The sequence below is a fragment of the Mycobacteroides saopaulense genome, from assembly GCF_001456355.1.
Lineage (GTDB): Bacteria > Actinomycetota > Actinomycetes > Mycobacteriales > Mycobacteriaceae > Mycobacterium > Mycobacterium saopaulense.
The window spans coordinates 3211651-3226994 of the sequence record NZ_CP010271.1 but is presented as its reverse complement, the minus strand read 5'-3'; the positions used below and the strand labels follow the sequence as shown (position 1 = coordinate 3226994).

The following is a 15344-nucleotide window of genomic DNA, read 5'->3' as shown; positions in this document are numbered from 1 at the left end:
ACGACCGCCGCCAGCGCTTGTGTTCATAGTGGGGAGATACAGGTCACTAAGCGCAACGAGTGCTGAGCTCCATGCATTCCCCGATGGGGGAAGCCAGGCTCACATAGCCATTTTCTGGGTTACGGACGTACTCCAAATATGGCTTGCTGCTTTCGAATCCGACGTTGTCGGCGATGACGAGTGCGCCCGGAGCCAGTTTGTCCTCCAGGATCTTCAGGATCGGCAGGTCGAGATCGGGCCAGCCGTCCAGCAGCAGAAACTCGATCGGGCCGTCGATCGTCGTGAGCGTCTCGCGGGCGTCGCCTTCCAGGATGGTGATGAGGTCGGACACGCCGGCCTCGGCGAAGGTGGCGCGCGAGGCGGCGATCTTCGCCTTGTTCAGCTCGGTGGTGATGATGCGGCCCACGCCGTTGTCGCGAACCGCCGCGGCCGAATGCAGGGTTGAGATCCCGTACGACAGTCCGTACTCGACGACGGTCTTCGGCTTGACGGCGCGGATCAGGCTGTAGAGCAGCCGTCCGCCATCGGGGGCGACCGGAACGTAGACGTTCTGGAACAGCTCGACGCGTTCCTCGACGGATTTCTGGTGAAAGGTGTCCCGGTCGACGGGAATCGCATCACGAGAGGCGTTCTGGAAGAGCCGGTCCACGATCGTGGCGAATTCGGGTTCATGAAGTGTTGTGGTCATGGAATTTAGAATAGACGCAACGTCTCGTCTAGTCTAGGGTGATGATTCGATGAACGTTGTGAACGAGACGGCCAAGCCCCGCGAGGTTGATGACTCGCGCCGTCATTTCGGAAACCGGCATGGCCGCAGCGAGACTGCGCGCGAGGCCGTGATCCACGCCGCGGACGACCTGTTGGTGGCCAAGGGGTATGCCGGCGTCACCATGGAGGGCATCGCCAAGGCCGCCGGAGTGGCCAAGCAGACCGTCTACCGATGGTGGAGTTCCAAGGCCGACGTGCTGATGGACGTCTTCCTCGAAGATGCTGCCTTCCAGTTAGATCCGCCGGACCTCGGCGGGCTTGAGGCCGACCTGCGGCACCACCTGGGTGCCACCGCCCGATTCCTCACCACCGACGATGCCGGGGCGGTGTTCCGGGCGCTCATCGGCCAATCGCAGCATGACCCGCAGCTCGCGGATGCGTTCCGCGCTCGTTATCTGCGTGAACAGCAGGCGCGCGACCAGATTCCGATCGCGCGTGCGGTGCAGCGTGGAGAACTGCCCGCCGACGTGGATGCTGCGCGACTGGCCGAACAGTTGGTGGCACCGCTGTACTACCGGGTCATCGTGACGGGTGAGGCGGTCGACGACGCCTTCCTCGGCGGAATCATCGACGACTTTCTACGCCGCCTGGAATAATGTCAGTGCGGTTGACATTGCATGTGGCATGACCGAGACAAACCCTGATGACTTCCATGCCAATGTGATGACCGAGATCCGCGAAACAGGCGGTGCTGGTGGATTCTTTGCGCAGTTCGACATGTTGATCCTGCACACCGTGGGTGCCAAGTCGGGCGAAGCGCGACAAAATCCGATGGCGTACCAGCCCGGCGGCGATGGTGGTGAGATCTACGTCTTCGCCTCCAATAACGGGCGCGAGCGCAGTTCCGCGTGGTACTACAACGCGCTGGCCAACCCGGGGCAGGTATCGGTGGAGATCGGCGGCGACCACTACCCGGTGACGGTGCGCGATGTGGTGGGGCAGGAGCGGGATCGTATCTATGCCCGTCAGGCCGAGAAGTTCGAGAACTTCGCCGAATATGAACGCAAAACCGCACGGGTGATCCCGGTGCTGGGGCTCACCCGTGCGGATTAGCAGGCGGCCGTAGCGGATCCACACCCACCTCACAGCCGCAGGACTCGCCGGGGCGCCCGATGCGCACCTGACGCATTTTGGACGGGTCATCCAGAACAATGGTGAATCGTTATGGGCGAACTAGAGTCTGGCCAAGCGCAGCGCTGGGTGCTGGAAAAGGGACGCCTGCTTGCGGGTGCCACGGCGGCTTTTGTCATGTCCATCACGGGATTTGGTTGGGCCGGATACAACACCGCCGTGGGGCAGATCATCACGTCACACGTTTTGCCTGGAGTGCTGACCCCGGCCGGTCAGGATCAGAACATCCTGCTGATGGGGCTGGACAGCCGGCTCGATCAAAACGGACAACCGTTGCCACAGGAGATGTACGACGCGCTGCATGCCGGTGACGAGACCTCCGGTGGGTACAACGCGAATGTGTTGATCGTGGTGCACATTCCGGGTGGCGGCGGACCCATCTCCGCCGTGTCGATACCGCGCGACGACTATGTGGACCTGGCGGGGTGCCCCGGGTCGGTCTGCAAGGGCAAGGTCAAACAGGCATACGGATTCGCCTACCAGCAGGCGTTGGACGAGCAGGCATCCAGCGGCTCCGGCGCGGCGGGCGCCAACGATCTCACCGCTCGTGAACAGGCCGCCCGGGAGGCGGGGCGCAAGGCTCAAATCGACACGGTGCGCAACTTCTTGGATGTGCCGATCGATCACTTCATCGAGGTGACTCTTGCCGCGTTCTTCCAGATCGCCAAGACGGTGCAACCCATCACGGTGTGCCTGAACCATGACACGGTCGATGAGTTTTCCGGTGCCAACTTCCATGAAGGCGTTCAGCAGATCGATGCGGCCCAGGCGATGGCCTTTGTCAGGCAACGCCGGGACGAAAACGACGGGTCGTTCACCGATATGGATCGCACCCGGCGCCAGCAAGCATTCCTGGTGTCGTTGTTGACCGCGGTGCGCAAGGGCGGGGCGATGTCGAATCCCGCTGCGCTGCGCAACATCCTGAACGTCGCGCATGAGAACGTCGCAATCGACTCCGGGCTCAATATCGTCGACTTCGCCGCGCGCGCTACGCAACTGACCAAGAGGCCGACGTCCTTCTATACACTGCCCATTTCCGACTTCGGGCAGGATTCCAACGGCTCGGACGTCAACATCGTCGACCTGCCCACCATCCGGCAGATTGTCCGCGACCGTTTCTCGGCAGATGCCGCGCCCGTACCGCCGGCCTCGGACGTGGAGGCTCCTGCGGCTGCGCTTTCGGCGCCGGTGGTGCTCAACGTGGTGAACGCGACGGGGCGCGACGGGCTGGCGGCGGCGATCGAAGATGCCTTTACCGCTCGGGGATTCACGCGGGGTCGCGCGTCGACGGCCGAGACCATGTCGACCGAGAGCTCGATTGTGTACGGCGCCGGCGCCCAGGAGGGCGCGCAGGCGCTCGCCGATCAGCTGCACCTGCCCATCACGGAATCCGGCGCGGTCGCACCGGGAACCGTCCAGCTGACGGTGGGCTCGCAACTTCCCGTGGACGCCTACATCGCCCACCACAGTGCCGGCAAGAAGGGCGACTCGTCTGGAGACGCAGCACCCTCGGACGTGATGACGGCGGTTGCCGCGACCGGAACAGGCGTCCAAGCCCCCGCGCCTACGGACCTGAGCCAGATGGGCGCCGACGGCGTCCCGTGTGTCAAATGAGCTGATCAGCCACCCGAGCGAAACTGGACGTGCAGGGCGTGCACGTCTCCGGCGAGACTCGGTGCGGGGCCGTCGGTCTCGATGCCGGGTGCCACCTCGTTGATGGAGAGCGCGGCAACCGGACTCGGTGGCACGCCGAGCTCGGTGAGCCATTGTGTCAGTTGGGCCGACGAGGCGGCGTACACAATGCGGCCCAGGCCAACCCATGCGTGGGCTGCCGAGCACATCGGGCAATGCTCTCCGGAGGTGTACACCGTTGAGGACGAACGATCTGTGGCCGACTGGTTCTCGGCGGCCCACCGAGCCAGTTCGAACTCGGGGTGACGCGTCGAGTCGCCTCCGCCGACGCGGTTGCGTTCCTCCATCAGAACGGTGCCGTCCGGCCCGGTGAGCAGTGATCCGAAGGGCTCGTCGCCGGCGTCGAGCGCCTCGGCGGCAAGCTCCACGCAGCGGCGCAGATGTTGGATGTCGTTGTCGTCCATGGCGTTCCCATGGTAGCCCCAGAGATGTTGCCGGGGTGGCGCCTAAGTCCCATAAACTGTTCTTATGCCTCTTCCTCCGGGTACTCCCGACCTCGGCGTACTGGACCTGTTGGTGTCCGTCGCCGAGACGGGCAGCCTGGGTGCGGCGGCACGCCAGCACGGAATTTCGCAGCCCGCCGCCAGCATGCGAATCCGGGCGCTGGAACGCCGGCTGCGCCTGGTGCTCTTGGAACGCGGCCCGACGGGATCGCGGCTTACCGATGCCGGACTCGCAGTGGTGGGCTATGCGACGCCGGTGCTGGCCGCGGCGCGAGAATTCGTCACCGGTGTCGCGGCTCTACACTCCGGTCAAACACCGCGCCTGATCGTCGCGGCCTCGCGCACCATCGCCGATCATCGGATACCTTTGTGGCTCACTGCCCTTCGTGCACGGCATGCCGATGTCACGGTATCGCTCGAGGTCGGCAACACGCAGCAAGTGTGCGAGTTGGTGCGCGGAGGAAGCGCGACACTGGGATTCATCGAGGGCCCGCACGCGCCGCCCGGTCTGGGTGGGGAGGTGCTGGGAGCTGACGAGCTGGTGATCGTGGTGGGGCCGGCACACAAGTGGGCGCGTCGTCGTAAACCGGTGACGCTGCGCGAACTGGCCACGACGCCACTGCTCATGCGAGAGCCTGGCTCGGGAACACGCGACACCGTCTGGGAAGTATTGAGTCAGGTCTGCCAGCCCGCGGCCCCCGCGGCCGAACTCGGTTCTGCAGCAGCGATCAAGGCCGCGGCGGCAACAGGATTGGCGCCCGCGGTGATCAGCCGCCTGATCGCAGCACCCGAATTGTCGGCGGGAACGCTGGTGGAGGTGTTGCCCGCGGACGGGGCCGGCTTCACGCGCCAGTTCCGCGCGGTGTGGCGACCGGGTTCTCCGCCGACCGGACCGGCCCGGACATTGGTGGACATCGCAGCATCCGTCGTCTAAGGCAATAGCGAGCGCAGATAGCGACGGCGGAAGATCCGCTGTGCCACCAGTAGGGCGGGAAACATTGGCCGCCAGAACCCGACTCGCGCCGGCTGCGTTAGTGAGCGCAGCGTGAGAAACACGGTGCCGTCGGCGTTCCTGTGGACGACGAACGCTTCCTCGCCGGACACCGGATGCCCAGGCAACGTCCCGTAGGCGAATCCGCATCGGGTGTCGGTATCGGCCACGGCAACGATGCGGACCGGCTCGTGAACGGAGAGCGGGCCCCATCCCACGCTGATCCGGAATTCGGCGCCCTGGCTCACGGTCGCTTCAGGGCTCACTCGGAACCCGCTGCGCCGCTTGACTCCCCAGTTGAGTACGGCTCGTGCGGACTCTCGCCACACCTCATCGCCACGTCCGATAGCGACGGTTCGCTCGAACCGTCGCAGCTCCGGCGGCGTGGTAGGCCAGGTGGCCTCGCCCGGGTAGGTGGCGCCCGCGGGTTGGTACGTCAATGACGTGGAACTCATCGCACCTGCCCCAGGCGGCGCGGGGTGAGATCGTCGAATGTCACTACCTCTCCGCAACTCTCGCACGACGGCTGGACGTGTAGTACCGATCCGCATTCGTGTTCCCAGACGGTCGGTGGTGGACCCTGCGTGACGAATGTGTCACCCCACTCCATCAACGCGAACAGTACCGGTCGCAGTGCACGTCCCGATTCGGTCAGCAGGTACTCGTATCGGGGAGGGCGCTGCTCGTACTGCCGCTTCTCCACGACGCCTGCGTCCACGAGCTTGCGCAGCCGCGTGGCCAGGATGTCGCGACTGGCACCGGTGTTCCGGACGATCTCGTCGAACCGCCGATTGCCCAGCATGATCTCGCGCAGGGCCACCAGGGTCCAGCGTTCCCCGATCACGTCGAGGGCATGGGATATTGAGCACTCTCTCATAGTCGTAAAATCCAACTTAGCATGTTATGCACTCGATCACACTTAGTTGTGTTTTCCAACTAACCAGGCGTATACCGGCAGAAGAGGAGTTCAACGCCGAATTCAGGAGGCACACCATGAGAGATGCAGTGATCGTCGATGCGGTACGCACCCCCGTCGGCAAGGGGAAGCCCGGTGGGTCGCTCTCAGGGGTGCACCCGGTCGATCTGCACGCGCACGCCATCCGTGCACTCGTCGAGCGCACCGGCATCGACCCGGCCCTTGTCGACGATGTGATCAGCGGTGCCGTCGGACAGGTGGGGGAGCAGAGCTCCAACACGGCACGCTGGGCCGCACTGGCCGCCGGGTTGCCGGAGACGGTCCCGGCGGTGACCGTGGACCGTCAGTGTGGCAGCAGTCAGCAGGCCATCCACTTTGCCGCACAAGGGGTCATCGCCGGCGCCTATGACGTGGTGATCGCCTCCGGGATCGAATCGATGAGCCGGGTACCGATGGGCAGTCAAAGCCTGGGCAAGGATTTCTTCGGTTCCGAAGTTGCCCAACGCTATCCGGAAGGTCTTGTTCCGCAGGGCATCAGTGCCGAGCTGATCGCCGGGAAGTGGAACCTCTCGCGCGCGCAGCTGGACGCCTTCTCTGCCGAGAGTCATCGCCGCGCTGCGCAGGCGTGGGCGGAGGGCAGATTCACGCGTGATGTGGTGCCGATCAAGGCGCCCAATGTCGATGGTGATCTGGTCGAGGTGAGTATGGACGAATCCGTGCGGCCGTCGACCACCATCGAGGTACTGGCGGGGCTCAAGCCTGCCTTCCGTAACGAGCTGTGGGAGCAGCGCTTCCCGCAGACCGATTGGAAGGTCACCGCGGGCAACTCCTCGCCGATCAACGACGGCGCCTCGGCGGTGCTCATCACTTCCAGCGAGACCGCCCGACGTCTCGGCCTGACGCCGCGGGCGCGAGTGCATTCGGTCGCAGTCGTGGGCGACGATCCGTTGTACATGCTCACCGGGGTCATCCCCGCCACCGCGAAAGTCCTTGACCGCGCGGGGTTGTCCCTGGCCGACATCGACGCCTTCGAGGTCAACGAGGCATTCGCATCGGTGGTCCTGGCTTGGCAGGCCGAGACGGGGGCCGATGTGGCGAAGGTCAACGTCAACGGTGGGGCCATTGCGATCGGTCACCCTCTGGGGGCCAGCGGTGGCCGGCTCATGACCACCCTGGTATCGGTGCTGGAGCAGACCGGCGGGCGTTACGGACTGCAAACGATGTGTGAGGCGGGCGGTTTGGCCAACGCGACCATCATCGAACGGCTCTAGGAAGGCCCTGCAACGATCACGGAAGGGTCGTGCGCATCAACATCACGTTGTACGCCGACCACAGTGACAAGTTGAAGTACAGCTCCTTGCCGGTGGTCCAGGGGTGCAGGTACGGCGCGTAGGGGCCGCCCGGCATCTGGGCCTCGGTGACGATCACCTGTGGCGGGCTCCACGGGCCTTGCGGCGCCGGGGAGGTAGAGAGCAGAACGTCGCCTTGCTTGTCGCCGTACATCACCAGGTACTTCTTGAGGTAGGTGTTGTACTGCGCTGACATCTCGCCCACCGGGCCCGAGAGGATCGGAGTCGCTGCGTTGGGGTCGCCGGGTACCCAGGAGCCCCTGTCGGTGTTCCAGAACTCGTGCTTGCCGGCATCGGGCAGGTTCCCGGGCAGCGCACGCGAGACGAATGCGGATCCGCTTCGGCCGGAAGGGGTTCCGAAGATGTAGATGTAGCCGTCGTTGCCCTTGACGTACGCGGCCTGCTGGAAGTTCTCGTTTCCAGGAGTGAAGGGGACCTGGCTGATGGCGTCGGGGGAGGCCGGACGGATGCTCTGCGGGAACGTCTTCCAGTTCTGACCGTTGTCGTTGGACACGGCGGTGGCCGAGTAGTTGGTGGTCCACTCGCCGGCGCTGTCCCAGCTCTTGATGGACATGTAGTTCATGTACTGCGTGCGCCCGACCGAGATGGCGGCCGTGGGGATGATGCCTCGCTCCTGGGCCGCCCACTTGATGGGCGGGATGATCTGCTTGGAGTAACCCGGACGTGACTGCGGGGAACCGGCGTACGGGTTGGAGGTCGATCCCTCCGCCACCGCGAGACCGCGCGACAGCGACTTGTCCTGAGTGCGCAGCAGCGTGTTGTAGCGCCACTGCTGGCTCTTCATTCCGCAGTACCCGTAGGTATCGCCAAAGGCCATCAGCACCTGGCGACCGGCGTTATCGCCGTTGTCCCACATGATTCCGAGGTCGGTGCCGGAGATGCTGAACTTTTGAAGCGTGTTGGCGCCGGTGTCCACACCGGTGACCCAGCCGACGACCGATGTCGTGGGTGAAACGGCGGCCTCCGCGGCCGGACCGACGGCGGGGGCCGGGGGCGCGGGCGCAACGGCGGCGGCCTGCTGGTCTTGCAGGTTGTTGGGCGAACCGGGCTCCGGTGGATTGGGCAGGGCCGGCCGCGTCATCTCCTGGGCCCACCCTGACTTCTTCTTGGCGCTCTGCTGGGGCAGGACCTGCTTGAGGATCGCCAGCGGCAGCTTGCCCAGTTCCGGCAGGGGTGCCTTGTCGTTGGCGTTGACGGGTCTGCGGCCGATCGGGGGAGCCTGACCGGGCATGCCGTCGTCGGGAACGGGGGTGGGTGGTTGTAGGCCCGCGGCGGGACCGGCACATGGGTCGGCGTAGGCCAGAGGGGCGATGTCGACCGCGACGCTTGATCCGATAACGGCCGAGGTCATCAAGACCACGGAGATTCGGCGACGCGTCGACATGTCAGACCTTCCGGGGAGGACGTCACACCGACGTCAGCAATTGACTCCCGTGACGATAGTGGCCGGTGGGGCCAATGTGGCTATTGGTGCATCGATAGGTACGTTCCCGTGACCGTGCCGAAACCGAGCGGATCGGGCCTCGCCGATTTCTGGAAGTGGTGATCAGTTATCTGTGGCAGGTGGTGTTGCTGCACACGAATTGCCTGGATTTAGCCCGCTAGCTCCGCTGCGGACGCCACGGACAGCTATCTTGACTCCCATGGCTTCAGGGTCGAAGACGCCCGCTGTCCGGGTGAGCACCCCCAACGGCATCGTCGAAGGGTTCGTGCGGGGAGGTGTGCGGCGCTTCCGGTCCATTCCCTACGCCCGTCCGCCGATTGGATTGCTGCGTCTGCGTGCACCGCAACCGGCGTTGCCGTGGGACGGTGTGCGCGACTGCACCGAGTTCGGCGCGGCGGCTCCCCAGCAGCGCCGCTACCGGGTGCTGGGGCCGGGGCGCGTCCAGCGGGCCAGCGAGGACTGCCTGACGGTCAACGTCGTGGCGCCCGATCGTCCGTCCAACGAACCACTTCCCGTCATGTTCTTCATCTACGGCGGCGGCTATCTGCTGGGCAGCTCGGCGACCCCGCTGTACGACGGCGGCTCACTGGCCCGCCGCGGGTGCGTCTACGTCTCGGTGAACTACCGGGTGGGTGCGCTGGGCGCGCTGGACCTGTCGTCGCTGTCGGATCGCGACCACACCATCGACGGCAACCTGTTTCTGCGCGATGTGGTGCTGGCACTGCAGTGGGTGCACGACAACATCAGGGCCTTCGGTGGCGATCCGGAGAACGTGACGATCTTCGGGGAAAGCGCCGGGGCGCATTGCGTCGAGACCTTGATGGCCACGCCCGCGGCCGGGGGCCTGTTTCACCGCGCGATCTGTCAGAGCACCGCCAGTGGCATGGCGGTACCCGCCGAGTCCGCCGCCCTGTACGCGCAGAAGTTCGCGAAGTGTCTGGGTGCCACACCGGAATCGGCCGCGGACACGGTGCTGCGGGCGACCCCCGCCGAACTCGGTGCCGCGCTCAACGCGCTGATCGCCGACATCGTGACCAATATGCCGGGCGGTTCGTTCGCGATCGGCCCGTGCATCGATGGCCACTATCTGCCCATGCATCCCATTGAGGCGATGGAACGCGGTGAGGCACATCGTGTTCCGTTGATCGTCGGCCACAACGCCGACGAGGCCAAGCTGTTCACCCGGGTCCTGAAGATGATGCCGCTGTCCGAGGAGGCGTTGGAGGGCATGCTGGTGCGGGGTGGACCGGGACATCGTGATCGCATCGTGGCCGCGTATCCGGGATACCCGCAGCGTTCGGCGCGTGTGAAGCTGGCCGGCGACATGAACTTTTCCACGGCGGCCTGGCAAATGGCGGAGGCCCATCACAGGTATGCGCCGGTGTACTTCTACCGCTACGACTACGCGCCCGGGGCGCTGCGGATGGCCGGCATGGGGGCCACCCATGCCACAGAACTGCTCGCGGTGTTCGATAGTTATCGCGGCGCGATGGGCACGGTGATGGCGGGCGCGCTCGGCCGCCGCGATGCCGTCCGGGTCAGCAATGACGTGCAACGGCGATGGCTTGCCTTCGCGCGCAGTGGAATTCCCGGCGATGGCTGGCCCACCTACGAGCCGCCCGATCGCCCGGTGATGGTGTTCGACCATGCCACCCGGGTGGAGCTGGACCCGGAGGCTACTCGGCGCGCGGCGTGGGAGGGGTTCAGCCTCACCCTCTGACCCGCGAGGAAATCCACCATTGTGGGCCAACCGGTTGGTTACTTAGGATGTGCCGATGGCAAAGAAGCCCATCCGCATCAACACCGTCAACGGCACCATCGAGGGGTTTACCCGTGGCGGCGTGCACCGCTTTCGTGGGATTCCCTACGCCGAGCCGCCGGTGGGGGCGTTGCGCCTGCGGGCGCCCCGCCCGGCCAGGCCGTGGACGGGGGTGCGCACGTGCCGCACCTGGGGTGCGGCCTCCATCCAGCAGCACCGTTACGCCATCATCCTGCCCGGCAAGCCGCAGAAGCTCAGCGAGGACTGCCTGACCCTCAACGTCGTCGCCCCCGAGGGGCCGATCAGCGGTCCGCTGCCGGTCATGTTGTTCATTCACGGCGGCGGGTACTTCCTGGGCAGCTCGGCCACCCCGCTGTATGACGGGGCGAGCCTGGCGCGGCAGGGCTGTGTGTACGTCTCGGTCAACTACCGCCTGGGTGGGCTTGGATGCGTGGATCTTTCGTCCTTGTCGGACGAGAAGCACACCATCGACAGCAACCTGTATCTGCGCGACCTGGTGATGGCGCTGCAGTGGGTGCGCGACAACATCGGCGCGTTCGGCGGTGACCCCAACAACGTCACGATCTTCGGCGAGAGTGCCGGGTCGCACGCGGTGAACACCCTGCTCGCGGTCCCGTCGGCCGCGGGTCTGTTCCATCGGGCCATCTGTCAGAGCACGGCGAGCGGTCTGGTGGTCAGCGCCGAGGATGCGGCGGTGAACGCGCGCCAGTTCGCGAAGTACCTGGGTGCCACCGACTCGAACGCAGCCGAAACCGTGCTCTCGGCCAAGCCGAAGGATCTGGTGAAGGCTTTGTTCCGGCTCATCGGGTCGGCCAAACATGTGCCGGGGCTCTCGCTGCGCATCGGGCCCAGCGTCGACGGTGACGTGCTGCCGCTGGACCCTGTCGAGGCGATGGAACGCGGTGAGTCGCATCGTGTTCCGCTGATCATCGGGTACAACGCCGAAGAGGCGACGCTGTTCACCAAGGTGCTCAAGATCCTGCCGATCACGCCGGAGGCCATCGAGCACTCGTTGTCCAAGGGCGGACCCGAATACGTCCAGCGGATCGTCGGCGGCTATAACGGCTATCCCGCGGAGAAGGCGATTCTGCGGCTGGCGGGAGATCTGGCCTTCGGTTCGGCGGCGTGGCGAGTCGCCGAGGCGCACGGCCGCAACGCGCCGACGTACTTCTACCGGTACGACTACGCCACGCGTGCGTTGCGCCGGTACGGGCTGGGCCCCACCCACGCCATCGAACTGCTCGCGGTCTTCGGCACCTATCGGACGGTTGCCGCGCCTTTCCTTGCCGGACGCAAGGATCGCGCTGCCGCGCGTGCCGTCAGCGACGAGATGCAGAGGCGGTGGCTGGCGTTCGCGCGCACCGGGGTGCCTGGCGATGGTTGGCCTGCCCACACGGTGCCCGATCGTCAGGTGTTGATCATCGACAATCCGTCGCGGTTGGAGTCCGATCCCGACGCCGACCGGCGTCCGTTGTGGCAGGACGTCACCTCCATCGCCTGACCCGTGCGCGGCGGTACGTTGGGCTCATGATCATCGTGACGAGCAACGACATCCCCGGCTACAAGATCGCCGCGGTTTTCGGAGAGGTCTTCGGCCTGACCGTGCGGTCGCGGCACATCGGCTCCAACCTGGCCGCCTCGTTCAAGTCCATCGCCGGTGGCGAGCTCAAGGGCATCACCCAGTTGCTGCACGAGAGCCGCCGCGAAGCGCTGTCGCGGCTGGCGGCCGAGGCGGAGGCGCGCGGCGCCAATGCCGTGGTCGCGTTCCGTTTCGAGACCACCGAGTACGCCAATACGGGCGTCGAGGTGTGCGCGTACGGGACCGCCGTCGGCATCCAGCCCCTTCAATAGCGGCCGTTCGGTAAGACACGGTTCACCTGATCCGGGCAGAATCAAGCGGGTGAGCAACGCGCGCGCCGGACAGCCGGCCCAGCCGGAAGACCTCATCGACATCGCCCACGTGGTGACTGCGTACTACGCGATCGAGCCCGATCCGGGGAACGTGGCGCAGCAGGTGGCCTTCGGCACCTCGGGGCACCGCGGGTCGAGTCTCGACGGCGCCTTCAACGAGGCGCATATCGTGGCGACCACCGCGGCGATCGTCGAATACCGTTCTTCGCAGGGCATTACCGGGCCGCTGTTCATCGGCCGCGACACCCATGCGCTTTCCGAGCCGGCCTGGACCAGTGCGCTGGAGGTCTTGGTCGCCAACGACGTTGTGGTCGCGGTGGATTCGCGTGATCGATACACGCCGACTCCGGCCGTCAGCCACGCGATCCTGCGGCACAATCACGGCAACCCGGCCGATCGTGCCGACGGGATCGTCGTCACCCCCTCGCACAATCCGCCCCGCGACGGCGGGTTCAAGTACAACCCGCCGCACGGTGGCCCCGCAGACACCGACGCCACGGGGGCGATCGCTGCGCGCGCCAACGAGATTCTGCGCACGGGCTGGCGCTCGGTGAAACGTGTCCCTCTCTCGCAGGCACTGAAATCGGTGCAGTGGTACGACTTCCAGCAGACCTATGTGGATGATCTCGTCAACGTCATCGACCTCGACGTCATCAAGAACGCGGGGATCCGGATCGGCGCCGACCCACTCGGCGGGGCCAGCGTCGACTACTGGGCCGCCATCGCCGAGCGGTGGTCGCTGGAGCTGACCGTGGTGAACCCGCTGGTCGATGCGACGTGGCGGTTCATGACCCTTGACCACGACGGCAAGATCCGCATGGACTGCTCATCGCCGGATGCGATGGCCTCACTGGTGGCCTCGCGAGACAAGTATCAGATCGCGACCGGCAACGACGCCGACTCCGACCGGCACGGCATCGTGACCCCCGACGCGGGGCTGATGAACCCCAACCACTACCTGGCGGTAGCCATCGAGTATCTATTCAGCCATCGCAGTGGCTGGGCCGCAGGGACGGCGGTGGGCAAGACGCTGGTGAGCTCGTCGATCATCGATCGGGTGGTGGCGGGCCTGGGCCGGACCCTGATCGAGGTACCCGTCGGCTTCAAGTGGTTTGTCGACGGGTTGATCGGCGGGACAATCGGTTTCGGTGGTGAGGAGAGCGCCGGGGCATCCTTCCTGCGTCGCGACGGATCGGCATGGACCACCGACAAGGACGGCATCATCGCTGCTCTGTTGGCCTCGGAGATCCTGGCGATCACCGGGGATACGCCGTCGCAGCGGTACCGGGAACTGACCGAGAAGTACGGCGCCCCAACCTATGCGCGCGTTGACGCACCCGCGAGCCGCGAGCAGAAGGCCGTGCTGAGCAAGCTGTCACCCGAGCAGGTGAGTGCCACCGAGCTGGCCGGAGAACCCATCGTCGCCAAGTTGACCAATGCGCCGGGTAATGGGGCGCCCATCGGCGGGCTCAAGGTTGTCACCGAAAACGCCTGGTTCGCGGCGCGGCCGTCGGGAACCGAGGATGTATACAAGATCTATGCAGAATCATTCAAGGGTGCCGAGCACTTGAGCCAGGTCCAGGACGCTGCCCGTGAGGTGGTGTCGGCGGTCATCGGTTGAGTGGCTGTCCCGACTACGACACGGACGTAAAACCGCGCCTGCCGTGGGAGATCTGGGTTCTTGTCGTCGCGAGTCTGGTGATCGCGCTGGGGTTTGGTGTCGTCGCGCCGGCGCTGCCGCAGTACGCCCGTAGCTTCGGGGTGAGTGTGACCGCGGCGACCGCGGTGGTGAGCTCGTTCGCGGCGTTCCGGCTGGTGTTCGCGCCGGCCGCCGGCGCGCTGGTGCAGCGGCTGGGGGAGCGTTGGGTCTACATGACCGGACTGCTGATCGTCGCGGTGTCCACCGGCATCTGCGCCTTCGTACACAGCTATTGGCAGCTGTTGGTGTTCCGGTCGCTCGGTGGTGTCGGTTCGACCATGTTCACGGTGTCGGCGGCGGCACTACTGGTACGGATCGCGCCCGAGGAGATCAGGGGACGCGCCCAGGGACTGTACGGGTCGAGCTTTCTGCTGGGTATGGTGGCCGGGCCCGCCTTGGGCAGCGCCGTTGTGGGACTGAGCCTTTCGGCGCCGTTCATCATCTACTCCGCGGCGCTGGTAATCGTTGTCGTGCTCGTCTACTTCGGGCTGCGGCGCTCGACGCTGTTGGAAGTCGCCGACGAGCACCACGGCACCCCGGTGGCGTTGATCTCCGCGCTGCACCATCGGACGTACCTGGCCGCGTTGATGTCGAATTTCAGTGCGGGCTGGGCGATCTTCGGGATTCGCGGTGCGCTGCTGCCGCTGTTGGTCATCGAGGCCCTGCATCAGCGGCCGGGTGCGGCCGGGCTGGTGTTCGCGGCATTCGCGGCCGGAGACGTGTCCACCGCCTTCCTGGCCGGCTCGTGGTCCGACGACATCGGGCGTAAACCGCTGGTGGTTGCGGGGCTGATGGTGTGCGGGTCGACCGTGGTGGCCATGGGCTTTGCGTCCTCGCTGCCGGTGCTCGTCGTGCTCTCGCTCATCGGCGGCATCGGCGCGGGGTTGTATGCGTCTCCGCAGCAGGCCGCCGTGGCCGATGTGGTGGGCAGCCGGGGCCGGGCGGGAACCGCGCTGGCGACCTTCCAGATGACCTCCGACATCGGGCTGGTGATCGGGCCCGTGGTGGCCGGGTTGATCGCCGAGCACACGTCCTACGGATGGGCCTTCGTGGTGGGCGGTGCGATGCCGCTGATCGCGGCGGTGGCGTGGGTGTTCGCACCCGAGACGCTGGGGAGACTTGCGTCACCGCAGGTTAGGAGTATGCAGGAAGTAGCAGAGGATGTCGGCGGCCCTGAGCGTTGAGATTTTGAGAGCCCG

15 protein-coding genes are annotated in these 15344 nt (G+C 65.8%); 10 read left to right on the top strand and 5 right to left on the bottom strand.

Features of this window, described 5'->3' with window-relative positions:
* Positions 1–46 precede the first annotated feature (46 nt).
* Entirely contained in the window at positions 47–688 is a 642-nt protein-coding gene (locus tag MYCSP_RS16200; RefSeq protein ID WP_088414347.1) for an O-methyltransferase, read from the bottom strand.
* A 58-nt stretch (positions 689–746) separates the two neighbouring features.
* Between MYCSP_RS16200 and MYCSP_RS16195 the strand changes: the two genes are divergently transcribed.
* The 3 genes from MYCSP_RS16195 (at position 747) to MYCSP_RS16185 (ending at position 3513) form a co-directional block, all read left to right on the top strand.
* Positions 747–1364, top strand: coding sequence for a TetR/AcrR family transcriptional regulator (locus MYCSP_RS16195; protein ID WP_083013572.1), 618 nt, complete (start codon positions 747–749; stop codon positions 1362–1364).
* A 28-nt stretch (positions 1365–1392) separates the two neighbouring features.
* The gene (locus MYCSP_RS16190; protein ID WP_083013571.1) at positions 1393–1821 is read left to right on the top strand and encodes a nitroreductase family deazaflavin-dependent oxidoreductase; all 429 of its coding nucleotides are present in this window, start codon (positions 1393–1395) and stop codon (positions 1819–1821) included.
* Positions 1822–1932: 111 nt separating this feature from the next.
* Positions 1933–3513 carry an LCP family protein gene (locus tag MYCSP_RS16185; RefSeq protein WP_162266250.1) on the top strand — a complete coding sequence of 527 codons (1581 nt, stop codon included), beginning with the start codon at positions 1933–1935 and terminating at the stop codon, positions 3511–3513.
* Between the two features lie 5 nt (positions 3514–3518).
* On the opposite strand, the gene MYCSP_RS16180 is transcribed toward MYCSP_RS16185, so the two are convergent.
* A complete protein-coding gene (locus MYCSP_RS16180; protein WP_088414345.1) occupies positions 3519–3995 on the bottom strand; it encodes a nucleoside deaminase in 477 nt (158 codons plus the stop codon).
* A gap of 64 nt (positions 3996–4059) precedes the next feature.
* Here MYCSP_RS16180 and MYCSP_RS16175 point away from each other — a divergent pair, with 64 nt between their 5' ends.
* Positions 4060–4968, top strand: coding sequence for a LysR family transcriptional regulator (locus MYCSP_RS16175; RefSeq protein WP_088414343.1), 909 nt, complete (start codon positions 4060–4062; stop codon positions 4966–4968).
* On the opposite strand, the gene MYCSP_RS16170 is transcribed toward MYCSP_RS16175, so the two are convergent.
* Together MYCSP_RS16170 and MYCSP_RS16165 are read right to left on the bottom strand one after the other, a co-directional pair.
* On the bottom strand, positions 4965–5480 hold the full coding sequence (locus MYCSP_RS16170; RefSeq protein ID WP_088414341.1) for a DUF1990 family protein: 516 nt from the start codon (positions 5478–5480) through the stop codon (positions 4965–4967). The two genes, MYCSP_RS16175 and MYCSP_RS16170, sit on opposite strands and share 4 nt — an antisense overlap.
* Entirely contained in the window at positions 5477–5902 is a 426-nt protein-coding gene (locus tag MYCSP_RS16165) for a winged helix-turn-helix transcriptional regulator (protein ID WP_162266249.1), read from the bottom strand. The genes MYCSP_RS16170 and MYCSP_RS16165 overlap by 4 nt, the downstream gene beginning before the upstream one ends.
* Before the next feature lie 116 nt (positions 5903–6018).
* Here MYCSP_RS16165 and MYCSP_RS16160 point away from each other — a divergent pair, with 116 nt between their 5' ends.
* Positions 6019–7212, top strand: a complete 1194-nt coding sequence (locus MYCSP_RS16160; RefSeq protein WP_088414337.1) for a thiolase family protein — start codon at positions 6019–6021, stop codon at positions 7210–7212.
* A gap of 16 nt (positions 7213–7228) precedes the next feature.
* On the opposite strand, the gene MYCSP_RS16155 is transcribed toward MYCSP_RS16160, so the two are convergent.
* Entirely contained in the window at positions 7229–8695 is a 1467-nt protein-coding gene (locus tag MYCSP_RS16155; protein ID WP_088414335.1) for a DUF4185 domain-containing protein, read from the bottom strand.
* A gap of 259 nt (positions 8696–8954) precedes the next feature.
* Between MYCSP_RS16155 and MYCSP_RS16150 the strand changes: the two genes are divergently transcribed.
* Genes MYCSP_RS16150 through MYCSP_RS16130 form a run of 5 tightly spaced genes read left to right on the top strand, consistent with a single transcriptional unit; the run spans position 8955 to position 15329 of the window.
* On the top strand, positions 8955–10475 hold the full coding sequence (locus MYCSP_RS16150) for a carboxylesterase/lipase family protein (protein WP_088414333.1): 1521 nt from the start codon (positions 8955–8957) through the stop codon (positions 10473–10475).
* 55 nt (positions 10476–10530) lie between these two features.
* Positions 10531–12036 (top strand): carboxylesterase/lipase family protein, encoded by a 1506-nt coding sequence (locus tag MYCSP_RS16145; RefSeq protein WP_083013564.1) that lies wholly within the window; start codon positions 10531–10533, stop codon positions 12034–12036.
* A gap of 26 nt (positions 12037–12062) precedes the next feature.
* Complete coding sequence (locus tag MYCSP_RS16140; protein WP_088414331.1) at positions 12063–12386, top strand: YbjQ family protein; 324 nt, start codon at positions 12063–12065, stop codon at positions 12384–12386.
* Between the two features lie 49 nt (positions 12387–12435).
* A complete protein-coding gene (gene pgm / locus MYCSP_RS16135; RefSeq protein ID WP_088414329.1) occupies positions 12436–14067 on the top strand; it encodes a phosphoglucomutase (alpha-D-glucose-1,6-bisphosphate-dependent) in 1632 nt (543 codons plus the stop codon).
* On the top strand, positions 14064–15329 hold the full coding sequence (locus tag MYCSP_RS16130) for an MFS transporter (RefSeq protein WP_088414327.1): 1266 nt from the start codon (positions 14064–14066) through the stop codon (positions 15327–15329). The genes pgm and MYCSP_RS16130 overlap by 4 nt, the downstream gene beginning before the upstream one ends.
* The last annotated feature ends 15 nt before the right edge of the window (positions 15330–15344 follow it).

Excerpts from the sequence above, each read along its gene's own strand:
- MYCSP_RS16155 (WP_088414335.1), bottom strand. The coding sequence starts at position 8,695 with ATGTCGACGCGTCGCCGAATCTCCGTGGTCTTGATGACCTCGGCCGTT.
- MYCSP_RS16175 (WP_088414343.1), top strand. The coding sequence starts at position 4,060 with ATGCCTCTTCCTCCGGGTACTCCCGACCTCGGCGTACTGGACCTGTTG.
- MYCSP_RS16165 (WP_162266249.1), bottom strand. The coding sequence starts at position 5,902 with ATGAGAGAGTGCTCAATATCCCATGCCCTCGACGTGATCGGGGAACGC.
- MYCSP_RS16180 (WP_088414345.1), bottom strand. The coding sequence starts at position 3,995 with ATGGACGACAACGACATCCAACATCTGCGCCGCTGCGTGGAGCTTGCC.
- MYCSP_RS16190 (WP_083013571.1), top strand. The coding sequence starts at position 1,393 with ATGACCGAGACAAACCCTGATGACTTCCATGCCAATGTGATGACCGAG.
- MYCSP_RS16170 (WP_088414341.1), bottom strand. The coding sequence starts at position 5,480 with ATGAGTTCCACGTCATTGACGTACCAACCCGCGGGCGCCACCTACCCG.
- MYCSP_RS16185 (WP_162266250.1), top strand. The coding sequence starts at position 1,933 with ATGGGCGAACTAGAGTCTGGCCAAGCGCAGCGCTGGGTGCTGGAAAAG.
- MYCSP_RS16160 (WP_088414337.1), top strand. The coding sequence starts at position 6,019 with ATGAGAGATGCAGTGATCGTCGATGCGGTACGCACCCCCGTCGGCAAG.
- MYCSP_RS16145 (WP_083013564.1), top strand. The coding sequence starts at position 10,531 with ATGGCAAAGAAGCCCATCCGCATCAACACCGTCAACGGCACCATCGAG.
- MYCSP_RS16140 (WP_088414331.1), top strand. The coding sequence starts at position 12,063 with ATGATCATCGTGACGAGCAACGACATCCCCGGCTACAAGATCGCCGCG.
- MYCSP_RS16200 (WP_088414347.1), bottom strand. The coding sequence starts at position 688 with ATGACCACAACACTTCATGAACCCGAATTCGCCACGATCGTGGACCGG.
- MYCSP_RS16150 (WP_088414333.1), top strand. The coding sequence starts at position 8,955 with ATGGCTTCAGGGTCGAAGACGCCCGCTGTCCGGGTGAGCACCCCCAAC.